Raw genomic sequence first — 17,712 nt, 5'->3', positions numbered from 1 at the left:
TCCATGTCACAAAGCACTGCCCAGCCCCTGATCGAAGTCGAGCATGTCTTCAAGTCGGTCAGCGATTCGACCGGAACACTGGATATTCTGAGGGATATCGATCTGCGCTTCGCGGCAAGGGAAACCGTGGCCATCGTCGGTGCCTCGGGCTCGGGCAAGAGCACGCTGCTGTCCATACTCGCAGGCCTGGATACGCCCACGCGCGGCACGGTGCGGTTGCAGGGCCAGGACATGTTTGCGCTGGACGAGGATGCGCGCGCTGCCGTGCGTGCGCAGAAGCTGGGCTTTGTCTTCCAGAGCTTCCAGCTGCTGGGCAATCTGACGGCGCTGGAGAACGTGATGCTGCCGCTGGAGCTGGCCGGCAGCCGCGACGCCCGCCGCCGCGCCACCGAAATGCTGGAGCGCGTGGGGCTGGGCCAGCGCCTGGGCCACTATCCCAAGCTGCTGTCGGGCGGTGAGCAGCAGCGTGTGGCGCTGGCCCGCGCCTTCGTGGTCGAGCCCGCCGTGCTGCTGGCCGACGAGCCCACGGGCAGCCTGGACTTTGCGACCGGCGAAACCATCATGGAGCTGATGTTCGCGCTCAACCGTGAGCGCGGCACCACGTTGGTCATGGTCACGCATGACCGAGCCATCGCCGCGCGCTGCGAGCGGCGCGTGACCATCGAGGCCGGCCGCGTCGCCAGCATCGAAGAGGGGCAGGCGCTGGCGGCCTGATCGGCCGCCGGGTCAAGCGGCTGCAACCAGTGGCAGGACCTCAGGCGGCGACAGCTTCGCGCCGTCCGGCCGCCTCGCAGGCCGCGGCCGTGAAGATCACGTCCGTGGAGGAGTTGAGTGCGGTTTCGGCCGAGTCCTGGATCACGCCGATCACAAAGCCCACGCCCACCACCTGCATGGCCAGATCGTTGGAGATGCCGAACAGGCTGCAGGCCAGCGGAATCAGCAGCAGCGAGCCACCGGCCACGCCCGAGGCGCCGCAGGCGCACACCGCGGACACCACGCACAGCAAGATGGCGGTCAGCAGATCGACCTGGATGCCCAGGGTATGGGCCGCAGCCAGCGAGAGCACGCTGATGGTGACGGCGGCGCCGGCCATGTTGATGGTGGCGCCCAGCGGGATGGAGACGCTGTAGGTGTCCTCATCCAGGCCCAGGCGCTTGGCCAGCGCCAGGTTCACCGGGATGTTGGCGGCCGAGCTGCGCGTGAAGAAGGCCGTGACCGCGCTCTCGCGCAGGCAGGTCAGCACCAGGGGATAGGGATTGCGGCGCGTCTGCGTCCAGACGATGAACGGATTGACCACCAGGGCCACGAAGAGCATGCAGCCCAGCAGCACGGCCAGCAGGTGGGCATAGTCCAGCAGCTTTTCCAGGCCCGACTGGGCAAAGGTGCCCGCCACCAGGCCGAAGATGCCCAGCGGCGCCAGGCGGATCACGCCCTGGATCACGCGGGTGATGGCCTGGCCCAGGTCATGCATCACGGCGCGCGTGGTCTCAGAGGCGTGGCGCAGGGCCAGGCCCATGGCCACTGCCCAGGCAAGGATGCCGATGTAGTTGGCATTCATCAGCGCGCGTACCGGGTTGTCGAAGGCGCTTTGCACCAGGGCCATCAGCACTTCACCAATGCGCCCAGGCGCGCCCTGGGCGGGGGCGGCGTCCTTGAACTGGATGGTGGACGGGAAGGCCATGCTGGCCACCACGGCCACCACGGCCGCGGCAAAGGTGCCCAGCACATACAGCCACAGGATGGGCCGTATCTGCGTGGCGTGGCCGGGCCGGTGGTTGCTGGTGGCCGAGACCACCAGCAGCAGCACCAGGACAGGGGCAACGGCCTTGAGGGCGGAGATGAACAGCGTCCCCAGCAGGGATACGGACTGGGCGGCCTCGGGCCAGAGCCAGGCCAACAGGCCGCCGGCGACCAGACTGATGGCGATCTGGCCCACCAGGCTGGTGCGGGCAAGCCAGGCAAGAAAGGCTTTGAGCATGATGGTTGAGAAAGAAATGAAAAAACAGGGCGATGAAAAATGCAAAGCGGCATGCCCGTGGCTTCGGTGCATGCCGCAATGAGAGGGGCCCGCTGGAAAGCGGCCAACCCGCGCAGTGTAGCGGCTACGTAAAAACCACAGGAGCCGTTGCGTGCAGACGGGCTTCGTCCGGCGGGTGCCGGGGCTGCGCCCAATTGGCGGGATAATCGCGCCCCATGTCGTCCCCCAAAGTTCTCTTCGGCTTCCACGCCGTCGGCGTGCGCATGAAGACCGCGCCCCAATCCATCATCGAGGTCTACTACGAGGCCACGCGCCGTGATGCGCGCATGCGCCAGTTCCTCGACCGCGCCAAGTCGGCCGGCGTCCGGCTGATCGAGGCAGACGGCGAACGCCTGGCCAAGCTCGCCGGCAGCCACGGCCACCAGGGCGTGGCCGCGCGCGTGGAGGCGGTGGCCCAGGTGCATTCGCTGGATGAACTGCTGGAGCAGCTGGAGGCCGATGGCGTCAGCAACCCGCTGCTGCTGGTGCTGGACGGCGTGACCGATCCGCACAACCTCGGCGCCTGCCTGCGCGTGGCCGATGGCGCAGGCGCCCATGCGGTGATTGCGCCCAAGGACCATGCGGTGGGCGTGAACGCCACCGTGGCCAAGGTGGCCAGCGGCGCGGCCGAGACCGTGCCCTATTTCATGGTCACCAACCTGGCGCGCACGCTCAACGAGCTCAAGGAGCGCGACATCTGGATCATCGGCACCAGCGACGATGCGCCCAAGACCCTGTACGAGGTGGACCTCAAGGGCCCCACGGCCCTGGTGCTGGGCGCAGAAGGCGACGGCATGCGCCAGCTCACGCGCAAGACCTGCGACGAGCTGATTGGCATTCCCATGATGGGCGCCGTCTCCAGCCTCAATGTGTCCGTGGCCAGCGGCGTGTGCCTGTACGAGGCGCTGCGCCAGCGCGGCCTGGGCACCACGCCTGCCGTATCCGCCGCCCCGGCCGACCAGATCTAGGCTGGCGCGCCGTCGGCGCCCAGCTCCACCACGCTCTCGAAGCCGCCCCAGAACATGCGCTTGGCGTCGAAGGGCATGGTGGCCGGGTCCATGGAGGCAATGCGCGGGTCCTTCATGACGGCGGCATTGATGCGGTCGCGCTCCGCGCGCGAGGCATAGACGATCCATGAAAAGAACACGATCTCGCCTTCCTTGAGCTGCACGGCCTGGGGAAACGAGGTCAGCTTGCCCATGGGCACGTCGTCGCCCGCGCATTCCCAGTACTGCAGCGCTCCGTATTCCATCCAGACCTTGCCTGCGGCCTCGGCCACCTCGCGGTAGGCCTGCAGGTTGGCCCGGGGAACGGGCAGTACGAATCCGTCGATGTAGTGCATGGTGCTCTCCTGGTGAAAACCGGCGTCAGAGCCGGGCTGCGAGTTCCGCCAACTGGTCTGCGCACTGGCCCCAGCCGCTGTGAAAGCCCATGGCCTCGTGCTGGGCGCGGTCGGCGGCATTCCAATGGCGCACCCGGGCGGTATAGCGGGTCTGGCTGCCTTCGGGGTCGAAGGTGACGATGCCCGTCATGAAGGGCTTGTCGGCTGGCACCCAGCCTTGGGTGAAGGCGTCGGTGAAGACCAGGCGCCGGTTGGGAATGACTTCCAGGTAGACACCGCTGCCGGGCATCTCCTGGCCTTCGGGGCTGCGCATGACGATGAGGCTGTGGCCGCCGGGCCGCACGTCGTTGTCCACCCGGGCCACGCTCCAGGGGCTGGGTGCAAACCATTGCTGGATCAGCGCCGGCTCGGTCCAGCAGCGGTAGAGCCTGTCGGCGGGGATGTCGAGCAGGCGCGTGAGCACCAGGTCGTTGGCGTGTTCGGGAAGGTCTTGTGCTGTCATGGTGCTCCTCATTGCATGGAGTGCAGGCCGATGCGGTTGCCCTCGGTGTCCACCACGACGGCGCAGTGGCCGTGGGGGCCGATGGAGAATTTGGCCTGCTCGATGCGCCCGCCTGCGGCCTCGACGCGGCCCTGTTCTATGGCGCAGTCCTCGCAGCCGAAATAGACCAGCGTGCCGCCGCCCCCGGAAGGTGCGCCGTCCATCCGCACCAGCATTCCGCCCGCGCCGGGGCCTGTCATGTCCATCGGAAAGGACAGCATCTCCTGGCTGTCGGAGCCATCGGGCGCGGGCAGGTGCTCCAGCTTGCCCTGGAAGACGGTTTCATAGAACCGGCGCGCACGCGCCATGTCCTGCACATGGATCTCGAACCAGACGACGGGATTGGCGTTCATGAGGACTCCTTCTTGGGTGACAGAGGCAATGTGTCGGCCGGCCTTGTTCAGGCCTCGCCCTTGACGTTGACCATCCAGGGTGTGTTGAAGCGGTCCGTCACCATGCCAAAGCCCGGCGACCAGAACGTGGCCTGGAAGGGCATGGTCACCTTGCCGCCTTCGGCCAGCGCGTTGAAGATGCGGCCGCCCTCGGTGGCGTCGTCCACGCCGATCGAGATCCACATGCCCTGGGCCTGCTGGTAGCCGCCGCCACCGCAGTTGTCGGTGGCGTCAGAGGCCATCAGCGCCTGGTCCTTGATCTGCAGGTGGGCATGCATGATCAGGCGCTTGTCGGCCTCGGGCATCTGCGCCATGCCCGGCGTCTCGCCAAAGGTGCTCTGGTGCACGATGGTGCCGCCGAACAGCCTGGCGTAGAAGGCGAAGGCCTCGGCGCAGTTGCCGTTGAAGTTCAGATAGGGGATGAATTGCATGGAACGCTCCTGGGAGGGACGGTGGCGAGGGGAGTGGAGGAACGGGAGGACGGGAGGACGGGACGACGGGAGGAGGGGACCAGGAGGCTTCAGCCGCCGTCATGCGCGCGCTCAAGAGCGGCGATGTCCAGCTTTTGCATGCCCAGCAGGGCCTGCATCACGCGCTGGGCGGCGGCCATGTCGGGGCCTCCCATCCAGTTCGCCATCTGGGACGGAACGATTTGCCACGACAGGCCATGGCGGTCCTTGAGCCAGCCGCATTGACGCGCCGCCGGGTCGCCGCCCTCGGACAGGGCGCCCCAGTAGTGGTCTATCTCGTCCTGTGTATCGCAACTGACCATCAGCGAGACGGCCTCGTTGAAGCGGAACATGGGGCCGCCGTTGAGCGCCAGAAAGGGCTGGCCTTCCAGCTCGAATTGCACCGTCATCACGCTGCCCGCCGGCCTGCCGTGGATGTCGTGGCCTGCTTCGCCGTAGCGCGCAATGGCCGTGATGCGGGAATCGGGAAAGACTTCGGTATAGAAGCGCGCCGCCTGCTCGCCCTGGTTGTCGAACCAGAGGCAGGGCTGTATGCGGCCGGTGTGCAAAGCCATGCTTGTCTCCTTGGTGACGGTGATAACCGTTTCATGCCGTTCGATGCCGGCTTTTTATCGATTTCTGCCCGGCGTGTGTACGCCGTTCACATATGCTAGGGACTAAAATGGACGCTGTCCACATCAGGCGCTGTCAGCTTCGGTGTCAAGCTGTAAATCGGCGGGGCAGGGCTGTCTTCCCTCTCGGGTGATGTGGCCACGCAGAAAAAAGGAAGCAAAACAGTGACGCAGCGACGTGTCAGGCGTGAGTCATATCACCATGGCGACCTGCGCCAAGCCCTGGTCGAGGCTGGCCTGGCGCTGGCGCGTGAAGGCGGTCCCCAGGCGATCGTGCTGCGCGAGGCCACGCGCCGGGCGGGCGTGGCGCCCAATGCAGCCTATCGTCACTTTGCCAACCGCCAGGCGCTGTTTGATGCCGTGCGCGCCGCGGCCCTGGGCGCACTGGCCGCAGCCATCGAGGCCGAAATGGCCCAGGCGCGCACCCTGCCCGATGTGCTGCAGCGCTCACGCGCGCTGCTGGCTGCCGTGGGGCGCGGCTATCTGGGCTTTGCCCAGACGGAGACCGGCTGGTTTCGCACGGCCTTTGCTTCGGTCGAGTACGACGTGGACCTGCCGCCCGACACCACGCGTGCAGCGGCCATGGGACTGAACCCGTTCGAGCTGCTGGGCTATGCGCTGGACAGCATGGCCGAGGCCGGCGTGCTGCCTGCCGAGCGCCGGCCCCAGGCCGAGTTCCTGGCCTGGTCCGCGGTGCACGGCATGGCCTTGCTGGTGATAGACGGGCCGCTGCGCCACGCCACCGCCGAGCAGCGGCGCGCGCTGGCGCTGCGCCTGCTGGAGATGGTGGAAAAAGGCATTTGATGCGTGGCGGGGCGACACTGCCTCACAATGGCCTGCCTTTTTTCCATCGCCGCCCCGATGCCCGACGAACATTCCCTTTCCTCGCCTTCCCCCGCCGAGCCTGAACTGGCCGGCCAGGGCGAGCTGCGCGACCGCATCGCGCGTGCAGCCCATATCGCGGTGCTCACGGGCGCAGGCGTCAGCGCCGAATCCGGCGTACCCACCTTTCGCGACGACAAGAATAGCTACTGGGCACAGTTCAACCCGCAGGACATGGCCAGCGAGGCAGGCTTTCGCGCGCATCCGCAGCGCGTCTGGCAGTGGTATGCGCACCGGCGCGAAGCCGTGGCCGCGGTGCAGCCCAACGCCGGCCACCATGCGCTGGCGCAATGGGCCTTGCGCCACCCGGGCCGCATGACGCTGGTCACGCAGAACGTCGATGGCCTGCACCAGCGCGCAGGCAGCCCCGGCGTGCTGTGCCTGCATGGTGAGCTGATGCGGGACCGCTGGCTGGAAAGGCCGCGCGCATGCTGCGATCTGGCCCAGGTGAAGCCGGGCGAGCCGCCGCAGTGCGCCGTCTGCGGCAACCTGGTGCGCCCGGGCGTGGTCTGGTTCGGCGAGTCCCTGCCCATGGGCGTGTGGCAGGCCGCCGAGGCGGCGGTGCAGCAGTGCGATGTGCTGCTGGTGGTGGGCACATCGGGCGCCGTGTACCCGGCTGCAGGGCTGGCGCGAATCGCACGCAGGGCGGGCGCACATGTGGCCGTGATCAATCCCGCACCGTCCGAGCTGGATGACGCGGCCCACCAATGCCTGCGCGGCCCGTCGGCACAGGTGCTGCCGCTGCTGCTGGGCGACTGAAGGCGGAGGGGCAGGCCGCCCGACGCGGCCCAGGGGGGGAGGGAAGGGGCTTGCGCCATGGCGGCTCCATTTGACGCACAACCGGGGCAGTCCCCTCCCTCTCGCGCATCCGCTCAGATCCAGCCCAGCGCTCCCAGCGCCGCGCCGGCGCCCAGCAGCCACAGCAGGTGGATGCGCGTGCGCCAGACCAGCAGGGCGCAGACCAGGGTCAGCAGCCACAGGCGCCAATCCTGGGCGGGGCGACCGCTGCCCGTGCCCAGCAGCCAGCCCGTGGCCAGCAGCAGGCCGATGACCAGAGGGCCCATGCCCTGCTTGAAGGCCCGCACGCCGCGCCGGTTCCTATTGCGCTGGCCCCAGCGCGATGCCTGCCAGGCCAGCAGCGAACTGGGCAAGAGGATGCCCACCATGCAGATGGTCACGCCCAGTGCTCCAAAGGCCCAGGCCAGCAGGCCCGTGCCTCCGCCTGCGTTCAGGCCCAGGTTCCATCCCAGCAGGGCGATGAACAGCACATTGGGCCCGGGCGCCGCCTGGGCAATGGCGATGGAGGAGCTGAACTGCGCCTCACTGAGCCAGCCATGGCCATCGACCAGAAAACGGTGCATGTCGGGCGCCGTGGCAATGGCCCCGCCCACGGCCATCAGCGACAGCGTCAGGAAATACAGCAGCAACTGCAACCAGTCGGCGGGCTGCAGGCTCAGTGCAATCTGGTGGGCAGCATTCATGGCGTGAGCTTTCTCCAGGTCAGCACGCAGCCCGCGCCGCCGACCACCAGCAGCACCCAGGCCAGCGGAATGCGCATCACCGCCATGGCAATGAACGAGGCCAGCGCCAGGCCCGCGCTGCACCAGCGCCCCAGCGGGTGGCGGCTCAGCGTGCTGGCCAGCTTCAGGCCCATGCCCGCCACCAGGCCGGCTGCGACGGCGCCCATGCCGCGCAGCGCGCCGGCCACGGCGGGGTGGTCGGCCAGCTGGGAATAGATCACGGTCAGCGTCAGCACCAGCAGCATGGGAAAGCACAGCATGCCGCACACGGCCACCACGGCACCGCGCCAGCCGAAGTAGCGCTCGCCAATGGTGATGGACAGGTTGACCACATTGGGGCCGGGCATGATCTGGGCCACGGCCCAGTCCTCCACAAACTCTTCATTGGTCAGCCAGCGCTTTTTCTCGACCAGCTCGCGCTGTACCACGGCCAGCACACCGCCAAAGCCCTGCAGGGCCAGCCAGGTGAAGGACCAGAACAGATCGCGCAGATTGACGGGGGCGGGACGCCGGGCCGGCACATCGGCGGGGTCGTGTGGCGGGAGGGCCTGGGGCGGCGATGCGGGCATGTTCTGGCTTGTGTCTGAGCCGCCCGGGCAGGGCCCCGGGAGGGCATCGCTGTTGTCGTGGGGGAACCGCGCGGGCCGGTCCTGTCTTCGTGCCTGCCGCCGGGGCGGCACGCACGGAATGTTAATCCTGCGCAGCGGCCTTGTCGGCAGCGGCCCCATCGGCAACGGCGATGGGGGCATTGCAAGCGCAGATGGCTTGCTGCCGGCATGCGCCCAGGCCTGCCCGCCGGCCTGTCTGAACAGGAGTAGATTCTCTCCACCCACACAACCCGAGGATCTCCGACATGGACATGGATTGGAGCAAGGCGCTGCAGGAAAGCCTGGTCTGGCTGGCGGCGGCCTCAGTGATCACCGTCGTGGCTTTCGCGGCCGTGGCGCTGCTGGTGGTTCGATTCACCCGCTGGGGTCGGCAGTTCTGGCAGCTGGCCGGCCCGTTCCTGCACCCCAGAAACAGCTGGTGGCCGCTGCTGGTGTTCACGCTGCTGCTGGTGCTGGCCCTGGTCTCGGTGCGCATGAACGTGCTGTTTTCCTACTGGTACAACGGCTTCTACAGCGCGCTGCAGGAACTGGACCAGAAGGGCTTTTGGCGCTTCCTGGGTATCTTTGCGGTGCTGGCCACGGTCCACATCCTGCGCGAGCTGTTCAATTTCTATGTGAACCAGGCGTTTCGCATCCGCTGGCGGGTGTGGCTCAACGAGCGCGTGACCACCGACTGGATGCGCGGCGATGCCTACTATCGCAGCCACTTCCTGGACGAGCCGGTGGACAACCCCGACCAGCGCATCGAGCTGGATGTGAACACCTTTGTCTCGAACTCGCTGACCCTGGCGCTGGGTGCCGTCAGCGCGGTGGTCTCGCTGGTGGCGTTCACGGGCATTCTCTGGGGGCTGTCTGCCCCGATTGCCGTGGCGGGCGTGGAGGTTCCGCGGGCCATGGTGTTCGCGGTCTACCTCTATGTGATCGTCGCCACGCTGATCGCCTTTCGCCTGGGCCAGCCGCTGATCCGGCTGAACTTCCTGAACGAGAGGCTGACCGCCAACTTCCGCTACGCCCTGGTGCGCGTGCGCGAATATGCGGAGAACATCGCCTTCTACCAGGGCGCGGCCATCGAGCGCAACACGCTTTTGACGCGCTTTTCGGCGTTGATCGCCAATGTCTGGGCGCTGGTCTACCGCAGCCTGAAGTTCGACGGCTTCAACCTCACCGTCAACCAAGTGGCCGTGGTCTTTCCCTTTCTGCTGCAGGCGCCGCGCTTTTTCAGCGGTGCCATCAAGCTCGGTGATGTGATGCAGACCTCGCAGGCCTTCGGGCAGGTGCAGGATGCGCTGTCCTTCTTCCGAACCTCCTACGACACTTTCGCCCAGTACCGCGCTGCGCTGGATCGCCTGTGCGGCTTTCTGGATGCCAATGCGCAGACCCGCGAACTGCCCCAGGTCGTCCACAGAGAGCAGCCCGGCGCCCTGGACATCGAGCACCTGCAGGTCAGCCGCCCGGACGGCCACCACCTGCTCAGCGGCCTGCAACTGAAGCTCATTCCCGGCCAGGCGCTGCTGATCAAGGGGCCTTCGGGCAGCGGCAAGACCACCTTGCTGCGGTCCATTGCCGGCCTGTGGCCGCATGCCCAGGGCACGGTGGGCCGCCCGGGCGGCCACCAGGCGCTGTTCCTGTCGCAGCGCCCGTATCTGCCGCTGGGCGACCTGCGCACGGCCATTGCCTATCCGATGGATGCTTCACCGCAGGACGACGAGCGCCTTCAACAGGCGCTGCGCCAGGTCAGCCTGGCCCATCTGGCCGACAAGCTGGATGTCAACCAGGATTGGTCCCGCATCCTGTCGATTGGCGAGCAGCAGCGCCTGGCCTTTGCCCGCGTGCTGTTCAACCGGCCCGCCATCGTCTTTCTCGATGAATCCACCTCGGCCATGGACGAGGGCCTGGAGCATGCGCTGTACACGCTGCTGCGCGAGCAGATGCGCTCGACCATGCTGGTGAGCGTGGGCCACCGCAGCACGCTGGCGGGTTTCCATACCCACGCGCTGGCGGTCGATGGCAATGGCGGGTGGACGCTGTCGGAAGTAAGCGCACCGCAGAGCGCGCCCCAGGATTGATCGCGTGCGGCCCTGGGCCGCGCGCGATCAATCGTCCATGGGCAAAGAATCGCAGTTGCCCAGGTCGGAGGGCGGCTGCTGGGGCAACTGGCGCACCGCATCGCGCAGGGCGGTGCGCAGGCCCTCTTCCAGCACGGGGTGGTAGAAGGGCGCACGCAGCAACTCATGCACGGTCAGTTGCTGCTGCACGGCCAGGGCCAGCAGATGGGCCAGATGCTCGCCGCCCGGTGCGCACATTTCCGCGCCCAGCAGCCGGCCGCTGGCCGTGTCCGCATAGACATGAAGCAGGCCCGCGTTGCGCTGCGCAGCGCGCGCACGCCCCTGGTGCGCGAAATCCACGCGGCCCACCACGAAGTCCTGCCCCAGCAGCGCCTTCATGGGCTGGCCCACGACGGCCGCGTTGGGCGAGCTGAAGACGATGGACAGCGGCGCGCGCCGCTCGAAGCAGGCCACGTTCTCTGCCATGGCGTTGGTGCCAGCGATATGGCCTTCGTCCACGGCCTCATGCAGCAAGGGGCGGTCGCCATTGGCATCGCCCGCGAGGAACAGCGGCAGCTCGCCGACCTGCAGTGTCTCGCGGCTCACGGGCGGCTGCCCATGCTCGTCCAGCTCAAGGCCCAGCGTCTCAAGGCCCAGGCCTTCGAGCTGCGGGCGCCGACCCATGGCGGCCACCACGTGGTCCACGACGATGCGGGTGTCGCCTGCACGCACGACGATGCTGCTGTCCGGGCCCTTGCTCAACTGCACTTCATGGTCGGTGATCACCACCATCTCTTTCTCAAGCAGATGCCGCAACGCATCGGTGACGTTCGGGTCGGACAGGCCCGCCAGCTTCGGGCCGCGTCCCAGTGCGGTGACCTCCAGGCCCAGCCGCGCCAGCGCCTGTGCAATCTCCACGCCCAGCGGACCCAGGCCGACGACGGCCACGCGCGGGCCCAGCGTCTTGCGTTCGAACAAGGTGTCGGTGGTCAGGATGCGCTTGCCAAAGCGCTTCCATTCCTCCGGCACCACGGGGCTGGAGCCCGGAGCGAGGATGAGCTTGCGCGCAGCCAGCACCTTGCCATTGACCTCGATGCGATTGGCTGCCAGCAGCCTGGCACGCCCGTCGATGGCCCGCCAGCCCAGGCCCTCCGTGGCCTTGATCGTGCTTGCCACGAACTCGTCGCGCAGCTTGCGCACGCGGCGCAAAACGGCGGGCAGGTCCAGCTGCAGCCCGCTCGCGCCGCGTATGCCGAAGGCATCGAAGTGATGGCGTGCATGGAAGGCGTTGGCCGCCTCGATCAGCAACTTGGACGGCATGCATCCCACCCGCGCACAGGTCGTTCCCCAGGGCCCGTCGTTGACGATGGCGAAATGCTCCGTGTGCTTGCGCACCTCGCGCAGCGCCGACAGTCCGGCCGAGCCGGCGCCGACGATGATCACGTCGAGGGCGGTGGTGGGTGGGTTTTTCATGCTGTCTGATTCCTTTGACTGTGGCACCAGGTCCCGTGGAGGTCTCCGCTGCCGGTGGATGTGCCGAAAGGTGTGCCGACGGGAGTGCCGACTGAAGTGCCGACAGATGGTCGAGATGACTGCCTCGCCTGCCATGGGACATGCGTGCCAGTCTGCATGCTGGCGCTCGCGGCAGTCGTAGGCGAAGGGCCGAAACCGCTGCTGGACATTCAGGGCCTAGCCGGATGCCCAGTGTTGCCATGCCGCGCCCGTGCGGCTGCCTGATGCGCCGAAATCCGCTTCCCGCGCAAAGCGCCTGAGGGATGTCTCGGTAACCCTCAAATGGCTGACACGGCACAAGCGGCTTTGCGCCGTCTGCAGCCAGCGGCGCAGGGACCAATGAAGCTGCGCCATCACCCCGCCATGCACCTGTGCGCTGTGCAGGCGCAGGCGGCCATCGAGGATGAAGGCCTTCGCCGACCGTGCGGACAGCTGCAGATCCTCGCAGACCTGCCGCAGCCCGACGCCCTCGCGGACCCGGGTGCTCAGGCCGCGCCTGTGCATCTGGCAGCGAACGGAGCGTTCGCTGCGGTCCAGCCGGCGGCAGATCACCTGCACGGGCAGGACGCCGGCCCAGCGTTCGAGTGCAAGCAGTTCTGCGGGACTCCAGCGGCGGCGAATTGCGCCATTCGGCCATGCGCTGTCGGATGTCAGGCAGTGTGTGATTGCCATGGAAAGCTCCCATTCATATGGCGCTGCGCTGTGGCATGGCCTGAATCCCGGATGCCGATGAGACAATTATTGATGGGGGATTCTTTTGCAAGATTTTGATTTTGTTGATTGTTTTTGTTGTTTTGATTGCTGCTCGGATGGACGGCTCCATACCGCGATGCCTATCGTGGGGCCGGGATGCGGATCACGGAAATAGCGTCTGCACCGGCGCGCATATGCCAAGCCCCATGCGGATTTCCTGTTCGGTGCCCGATTTCCATGAACGACTTCTTTGCTTTTTCAGGAGAACCCTTCATGCGCCTTCAGCCAAAGCATTTGAATTTTTCCGCGGCGTGCCTTGCGTTGCTGGCACTGCCGGCCGCGCAGGCCCTGCCCATGCAGGACGTGGGCACGTCGGCAGGCCCGCAATGCGTGGGCCTGGACATCAACAACAGCGGCCATGTCGTGGGCGCCTGTGCAGAGAGCGACGGCTCGTCCGCAGGCTTCGTGTCGCTGGCGCCGGGCAGTGCGGCAGACCTTGTGCGCCTGTCGCCGGGGCGCAACTGCAACGCGGCGGCCATCACCAACAGCGGCCAGGTGGTGGGCACCTGCCTGGACGGCAATTCGGTGTCCGTCGGCGTGTTCTGGAATGCGGCCACGCCGGCCACGGTGCAGACACTGCAGCCGCTGACGCTCGATGTGCGCAGCATGCCCACGGCATTCAACCAGGGCGGCTATGTGGCAGGCGTCAGCCTGAGCGGCAGCAACACGGCCCGCCCTGTCATGTGGCGCAACAATGAAACCACGGCACGCGCGCTGCCGGCGGGCCTGCTGGGCCTGAACAGCACCAACTGCGTGCCGTCCGATGTGGACAATTTCGTGGTGGGCGGCAACATGCCGGGCATCGTGGGCAACTGTCCCGACAACAGCGGGCATCCGCGTCCTGTCTATTGGTCTGCCGCAGTCCTGGGCGGCTATATGGCCACGGCCCTGAACCTGCCTCTCAATGCCGTCTTCTGCCGCGCAAAGACCGTCGTCAATACCCGCATCATGGGCTACTGCGATTTTGGTGCCCAGGGTGGACGCACCGTCGTCTGGCTCAACTCGTCCTCCAGTCCGCAGGTGCTGTCCATATCGTCCCCGCCCGCGCGAAACAGCGGCGTCGATCTCAACATCCTCGGCGAGGTGATTGGGCACTACCAGTTGGCAGACGGGCGCAGCATGCCCTATTACTGGAACAGCCAGACCGGTGTCATCCGCGATATTCCTCCGCTGCCTGGCGGCATGAATGCACGTGTGGTGGATATCGGTGACAACGGAACAGTGGCAGGCCACAGCGAACTGGCCGACGGAAGTTCGCACGCCATCACCTGGACCCCCTTGGGCGGCACCGTGGACCAGGGAACCCTCGCAGGCGGCGAGAACAGTGCGGCCTCGGCACTGAGCCAGGATGGCTGCTACATGACAGGCAAAAGCGAAGTCACGCAGCTTGCGACGCACGCTTTCATACAGAACCTGTGTGCGCCATGAAAGCTTGAAATCATTTCAAATCCAAGAAAGGTGATTTTATGAAAAAGCGATATGCAAGATTTACAGCGGCAGTGTCAGTTGCCATTGCGGCTTTTTGGTCATGTGGAGTCCAAGCAAATAGTATAGGGATGTGGTCATTGGAAAATCCAATTTACTCTTTTGGTGGACATTCTTCATTGGTTGGAATGGGTAAAGATGTCCAGCAAAAACTGATCGATGATCATTTTCTGTTTTGAGCACAACTGCCTTCGTTTCAAGCCGATTTCGCTTATCCCTGGTGGCCGACCCAAGACCGCCGCTGAAGCGCTGCCTGTGGTCCTTGTCGGCCCTTGCAGAGGCCTCAGCCCGGCCGGGCAGGGCAGAGGCCTTGCCTATGCGACGGCTGGAGGGCCATCGCACATCAAATCGACCATCAGGCCTCGCAGGATTGCCAGCGCCGGCGCCTCGCTGCGCTGACGCAGCGTGACCAGCCCGAAGCGGGCGGTGCTGCGCATGGGCGGGTCCATGGACAGTTCGGCCAGGTCCGGGGCGACGGCGCGCACGGCCAGCAGCACGGTGTCGCTGTTGCGCGCAACGTCCACAAGGCTGGGCAACTCCTCGCACTGCAGTGTGACGAACCGCGCCGGGTGGGCCATGGCGCCATAGGTTTCCACCAGCAGCCAGGCCACCTGGTCGCTCAGCGGGGTGGAGGCGACGGGGTAGCGCTGCACATCCTCGAAGCGCAGATCCCGCTGCAGGCGGGCGAGTGGATGGTCGGTGCGGCACATGAAGGCGGCGCGCATTTCGTGCACGACGTCCAACGCAAGGTCGGGTGCGGGCCGCAGCGCGCGCAGGTCCACGACCAGGGCGTCGAGCAGGCGCTCGCGTAGCGAGTGCACCAGCAGATCGGTGCTGCCGCGCGCCACCTCGGTTCGCACGCCGGGGTGGTGCACGGTCATGTGCTGCAGGAACGGCGTCATCAATATTGCGCCGGGGCCCGATCCCAGGCCCACACGCACAGTGCCGGCCGCACCCTCGCGCAATTGGCGCCCCCTGTCACGCAGCTCGTCGGCTTCAGTCACCAGGGCGCGTGCCCGTCCCAGCATCTCGCGGCCGAATGCTGTGAGTTCGCTGTGGCGGCCGATGCGGTCGAACAAGGGTATGCCCAGCTCCTGCTCCAGCGCGCGCACGCTGCGGCTGAGGGCCGGCTGTGTCAGATGCATGGCCTCGGCCGAGCGGCTGAAGGAGCCGGTCTGCGCCACCGATATGAGATGTCTGAGCTGCACCAGCGTCATGATTTTTCGCGCCCTGAAGTCTGCATGAAACTCATGCTAATGCAGCCAACAATGCATTGGACGTTCGATGACCCGGCTCCTAGGATGCCGCGTATCCGGCCGACCGAGCCGGAGCCATCCACCAAGGAGACATGATGAGATTTTTGTTCCAGCGCGTTTGGCTGACGGGCGCCGGCCTGTTGCTGAGCGCGGGCCTGGCCTGTGCGCAGAGCCCGTCCTCCAGGCCCGTGAGCCTGATGGTTCCCTATCCGGCCGGCGGCCCTTCGGATGCCATTGCCCGCATCTTCAGCGTGCCGCTGTCCAAGACCCTGGGCCAGCAGGTCATCGTGGAGAACCTGGGCGGCGTCAGCGGCGCCATGGCCGCGCAGAAAGTGCTGGCCGCTCCGCCTGACGGGCACTACGTCTTCCAGGGCTCGCCCAACGAGGTGATCCTGTCGCCGCTGGCCAATGCCGCCGTGCGGCTCAAGGCCGAGGATTTCCGCCTGGTCCATCCCGTGGCCGAGGCCGTGATGGTCTTCGTCGCTCGCAAGGACCTGGAGGCCGGCAACGTGGATGAGCTGATCGCGCTGGCCCGCAAAAGCGCCAGCCGGCCGCTGTCGTACGGCAGTGTCGGCATTGGCTCGCTCTACCACCTGATCCTGGAGAAGGTGCAGCAGGACGCTGGCATACAACTCATGCATGCGCCCTACAAGGGCAATGCGCCGCTGCTGCAGGACATAGGCAGCGGGCAGGTCGATTTCGCTGTGCTCGTCTACAGCGCTGCCATGGGCGCGCTGGCCGAGCAGGGCCGGCTCAAGATCCTGGGCCAGCTGGGGGAGCAGCGATCGGAGCTGCTCAAGAATGTGCCCACGGTGCGTGAGGGCCGGGAGCTGAAAAACTTCGCCTACAAGACTTGGACCAGCTTCCTGGTGCGCAAGGACACGCCGCAGGAGGTGGTGCAAAGGCTGCACCAGGCGATAGGCGCCATGCTCAAGGACCCGGGCGTGCGCGAGCAACTGGCCCTGCAGACCCAACTGGCCGCGGCGCCCATGTCGCTGGCCGAAGCCGCGCAGTTCTATGAGGCCGAGACCGCCCGCTACCGCAGCATTGCCCGCTCCATCCGCCTGCAACCCCAGTGAGACGCCGCACATGAACACCCTTCTGGACACTTTGCGCGGCTCGGCCGCAGCCTTCGTCGAGGTGCGCCGCGACATCCACAGGCACCCCGAGCTCGGCTTCGAGGAACATCGCACCAGCGCCCTGGTCGCGCAGCAGCTGGAGCAATGGGGATACGAGGTGGAGCGCGGCCTGGGCGGCACCGGCGTGGTGGGGTGGCTGGTGCGCGGCAGCGGCAGCCGGCGCCTGGGCCTGCGCGCCGACATGGACGCGCTGCCCATCGCCGAGGCCAATGAATTCGCCCATGCCAGCACGCATGCCGGCGTCATGCATGCCTGCGGCCATGACGGCCATACCGCCATGCTGCTGGCAGCGGCCCGGCATCTGGCCGAGCACGGCGGCTTCGACGGAACGCTCACGCTGATCTTCCAGCCTGCGGAGGAGGGCGGCGGCGGCGCCCTGCGCATGATGGAGGACGGCCTCTTCGAGCGACATCCCTGCGACGCCATCTTTGCCATGCACAACATGCCGGGCCTGCCCCAGGGAAGGCTGGCCTTGCGCGAGGGCGCAGCCATGGCGTCCTCCGACTACGCCACGCTCACGCTCACCGGGGTGGGCGGGCATGGTGCCATGCCGCACCGCGCGGCCGACCCCATCGTTGCGGCCGCCAGCATCGTCATGGCCTTGCAGACCATCGTCTCGCGCAACATCGATCCGCTGCAGATGGCGGTGGTGACCGTGGGCGCCATCCATGCGGGCAAGGCCAACAACGTGATCGCCCACAGCGCGGTGCTGGAGTTGAGCGTGCGTGCGCTGGATGCCGATGTGCGCAGGCTGCTGGAGGAGCGCATTCGCGACCTGGTGAGTGCGCAGGCCGAGAGCTTCGGCGTGCAGGCGCAACTCGACTGGCGACCCGGCTATGCCGTGCTGGTCAACACGCCCAAGGAGACGGACTTCGCGCGCCAGATCGCGCTGGAGCTGCTGGGCCCGGAACATGTCACGCTGCAGGCGCCACCCTTGCCGGGCAGCGAAGACTTTGCCTTCATGCTGCAGCGCGTGCCAGGCAGCTATCTGCTGATTGGCAATGGCGAGAGAAGCGAGCAAGGCGCCTGCATGGTGCACAACCCGGGCTATGACTTCAACGACGACAACATCGCCGTGGGAGCCGCCTATTGGGTGCTGCTGGCGCAGCGGTTTCTGGTGGCCGGTTGAACTGCTTGAG

The 17,712-nt window shown here is 66.7% G+C and carries 20 protein-coding genes; 9 read left to right on the top strand and 11 right to left on the bottom strand.

Annotation, left to right across the window (positions count from 1 at the left end; genetic code table 11):
• Nucleotides 1–3 precede the first annotated feature (3 nt).
• Entirely contained in the window at nucleotides 4–714 is a 711-nt protein-coding gene (locus ACF8NF_RS10485; protein WP_017403911.1) for an ABC transporter ATP-binding protein, read from the top strand.
• A 40-nt stretch (nucleotides 715–754) separates the two neighbouring features.
• Here the strand turns inward: ACF8NF_RS10485 and sstT are convergent, their stop codons facing one another.
• On the bottom strand, nucleotides 755–1,978 hold the full coding sequence (gene sstT / locus ACF8NF_RS10480; RefSeq protein ID WP_016447152.1) for a serine/threonine transporter SstT: 1,224 nt from the start codon (nucleotides 1,976–1,978) through the stop codon (nucleotides 755–757).
• Between the two features lie 215 nt (nucleotides 1,979–2,193).
• On the opposite strand from sstT, the gene rlmB reads away from it, so the two are divergent.
• Nucleotides 2,194–2,985, top strand: a complete 792-nt coding sequence (rlmB, locus tag ACF8NF_RS10475) for a 23S rRNA (guanosine(2251)-2'-O)-methyltransferase RlmB (protein WP_016447151.1) — start codon at nucleotides 2,194–2,196, stop codon at nucleotides 2,983–2,985.
• On the opposite strand, the gene ACF8NF_RS10470 is transcribed toward rlmB, so the two are convergent.
• From ACF8NF_RS10470 to ACF8NF_RS10450, 5 genes are all read right to left on the bottom strand, one after another.
• Nucleotides 2,982–3,359, bottom strand: a complete 378-nt coding sequence (locus ACF8NF_RS10470) for a DUF1428 domain-containing protein (RefSeq protein ID WP_016447150.1) — start codon at nucleotides 3,357–3,359, stop codon at nucleotides 2,982–2,984. The genes rlmB and ACF8NF_RS10470 overlap by 4 nt on opposite strands.
• A 25-nt stretch (nucleotides 3,360–3,384) precedes the next feature.
• Complete coding sequence (locus ACF8NF_RS10465) at nucleotides 3,385–3,861, bottom strand: SRPBCC family protein (RefSeq protein ID WP_209669022.1); 477 nt, start codon at nucleotides 3,859–3,861, stop codon at nucleotides 3,385–3,387.
• An 8-nt stretch (nucleotides 3,862–3,869) separates the two neighbouring features.
• Complete coding sequence (locus ACF8NF_RS10460; RefSeq protein ID WP_013802186.1) at nucleotides 3,870–4,253, bottom strand: VOC family protein; 384 nt, start codon at nucleotides 4,251–4,253, stop codon at nucleotides 3,870–3,872.
• Between the two features lie 47 nt (nucleotides 4,254–4,300).
• The gene (locus tag ACF8NF_RS10455) at nucleotides 4,301–4,723 is read right to left on the bottom strand and encodes a VOC family protein (RefSeq protein ID WP_392450554.1); all 423 of its coding nucleotides are present in this window, start codon (nucleotides 4,721–4,723) and stop codon (nucleotides 4,301–4,303) included.
• 89 nt (nucleotides 4,724–4,812) lie between these two features.
• The gene (locus tag ACF8NF_RS10450; protein ID WP_047327360.1) at nucleotides 4,813–5,316 is read right to left on the bottom strand and encodes a VOC family protein; all 504 of its coding nucleotides are present in this window, start codon (nucleotides 5,314–5,316) and stop codon (nucleotides 4,813–4,815) included.
• Nucleotides 5,317–5,538: 222 nt separating this feature from the next.
• On the opposite strand from ACF8NF_RS10450, the gene ACF8NF_RS10445 reads away from it, so the two are divergent.
• Nucleotides 5,539–6,177, top strand: coding sequence for a TetR/AcrR family transcriptional regulator (locus ACF8NF_RS10445; protein ID WP_016447146.1), 639 nt, complete (start codon nucleotides 5,539–5,541; stop codon nucleotides 6,175–6,177).
• A 57-nt stretch (nucleotides 6,178–6,234) separates the two neighbouring features.
• A complete protein-coding gene (locus ACF8NF_RS10440; protein ID WP_203400916.1) occupies nucleotides 6,235–7,014 on the top strand; it encodes an NAD-dependent deacylase in 780 nt (259 codons plus the stop codon).
• A 113-nt stretch (nucleotides 7,015–7,127) separates the two neighbouring features.
• Here the strand turns inward: ACF8NF_RS10440 and ACF8NF_RS10435 are convergent, their stop codons facing one another.
• On the bottom strand, nucleotides 7,128–7,736 hold the full coding sequence (locus ACF8NF_RS10435) for a chromate transporter (protein WP_017403920.1): 609 nt from the start codon (nucleotides 7,734–7,736) through the stop codon (nucleotides 7,128–7,130).
• Nucleotides 7,733–8,344, bottom strand: coding sequence for a chromate transporter (locus ACF8NF_RS10430; protein ID WP_126311437.1), 612 nt, complete (start codon nucleotides 8,342–8,344; stop codon nucleotides 7,733–7,735). Before ACF8NF_RS10430 ends, ACF8NF_RS10435 begins: the two co-directional genes overlap by 4 nt.
• A gap of 284 nt (nucleotides 8,345–8,628) precedes the next feature.
• On the opposite strand from ACF8NF_RS10430, the gene ACF8NF_RS10425 reads away from it, so the two are divergent.
• Nucleotides 8,629–10,449, top strand: coding sequence for an ABC transporter ATP-binding protein/permease (locus tag ACF8NF_RS10425; RefSeq protein WP_313282306.1), 1,821 nt, complete (start codon nucleotides 8,629–8,631; stop codon nucleotides 10,447–10,449).
• A 27-nt stretch (nucleotides 10,450–10,476) separates the two neighbouring features.
• On the opposite strand, the gene ACF8NF_RS10420 is transcribed toward ACF8NF_RS10425, so the two are convergent.
• Nucleotides 10,477–11,901 (bottom strand): dihydrolipoyl dehydrogenase, encoded by a 1,425-nt coding sequence (locus tag ACF8NF_RS10420; RefSeq protein WP_392450553.1) that lies wholly within the window; start codon nucleotides 11,899–11,901, stop codon nucleotides 10,477–10,479.
• 216 nt (nucleotides 11,902–12,117) lie between these two features.
• Nucleotides 12,118–12,612, bottom strand: a complete 495-nt coding sequence (locus ACF8NF_RS10415) for a hypothetical protein (protein ID WP_392450552.1) — start codon at nucleotides 12,610–12,612, stop codon at nucleotides 12,118–12,120.
• 294 nt (nucleotides 12,613–12,906) lie between these two features.
• Between ACF8NF_RS10415 and ACF8NF_RS10410 the strand changes: the two genes are divergently transcribed.
• Together ACF8NF_RS10410 and ACF8NF_RS10405 are read left to right on the top strand one after the other, a co-directional pair.
• The gene (locus tag ACF8NF_RS10410) at nucleotides 12,907–14,121 is read left to right on the top strand and encodes an HAF repeat-containing protein (protein ID WP_133073093.1); all 1,215 of its coding nucleotides are present in this window, start codon (nucleotides 12,907–12,909) and stop codon (nucleotides 14,119–14,121) included.
• A 38-nt stretch (nucleotides 14,122–14,159) separates the two neighbouring features.
• Nucleotides 14,160–14,357, top strand: a complete 198-nt coding sequence (locus tag ACF8NF_RS10405) for a hypothetical protein (protein ID WP_148078937.1) — start codon at nucleotides 14,160–14,162, stop codon at nucleotides 14,355–14,357.
• Nucleotides 14,358–14,492: 135 nt separating this feature from the next.
• Here ACF8NF_RS10405 and ACF8NF_RS10400 read toward each other — a convergent pair whose 3' ends face one another.
• Nucleotides 14,493–15,395, bottom strand: a complete 903-nt coding sequence (locus ACF8NF_RS10400; protein WP_392450551.1) for a LysR family transcriptional regulator — start codon at nucleotides 15,393–15,395, stop codon at nucleotides 14,493–14,495.
• A 134-nt stretch (nucleotides 15,396–15,529) separates the two neighbouring features.
• On the opposite strand from ACF8NF_RS10400, the gene ACF8NF_RS10395 reads away from it, so the two are divergent.
• Both ACF8NF_RS10395 and ACF8NF_RS10390 read left to right on the top strand, forming a co-directional pair.
• The gene (locus ACF8NF_RS10395) at nucleotides 15,530–16,513 is read left to right on the top strand and encodes a tripartite tricarboxylate transporter substrate binding protein (RefSeq protein ID WP_016447137.1); all 984 of its coding nucleotides are present in this window, start codon (nucleotides 15,530–15,532) and stop codon (nucleotides 16,511–16,513) included.
• Nucleotides 16,514–16,523: 10 nt separating this feature from the next.
• Nucleotides 16,524–17,702 carry a M20 aminoacylase family protein gene (locus ACF8NF_RS10390; RefSeq protein WP_392450550.1) on the top strand — a complete coding sequence of 393 codons (1,179 nt, stop codon included), beginning with the start codon at nucleotides 16,524–16,526 and terminating at the stop codon, nucleotides 17,700–17,702.
• The last annotated feature ends 10 nt before the right edge of the window (nucleotides 17,703–17,712 follow it).

Source organism: Delftia sp. WSY_22, assembly GCF_043104185.1.
GTDB classification, from domain to species: Bacteria; Pseudomonadota; Gammaproteobacteria; order Burkholderiales; family Burkholderiaceae_C; genus Comamonas; species Comamonas tsuruhatensis.
Note: the sequence above shows the minus strand (reverse complement) of the source record. Positions and strands in the feature narration are given on the sequence as shown.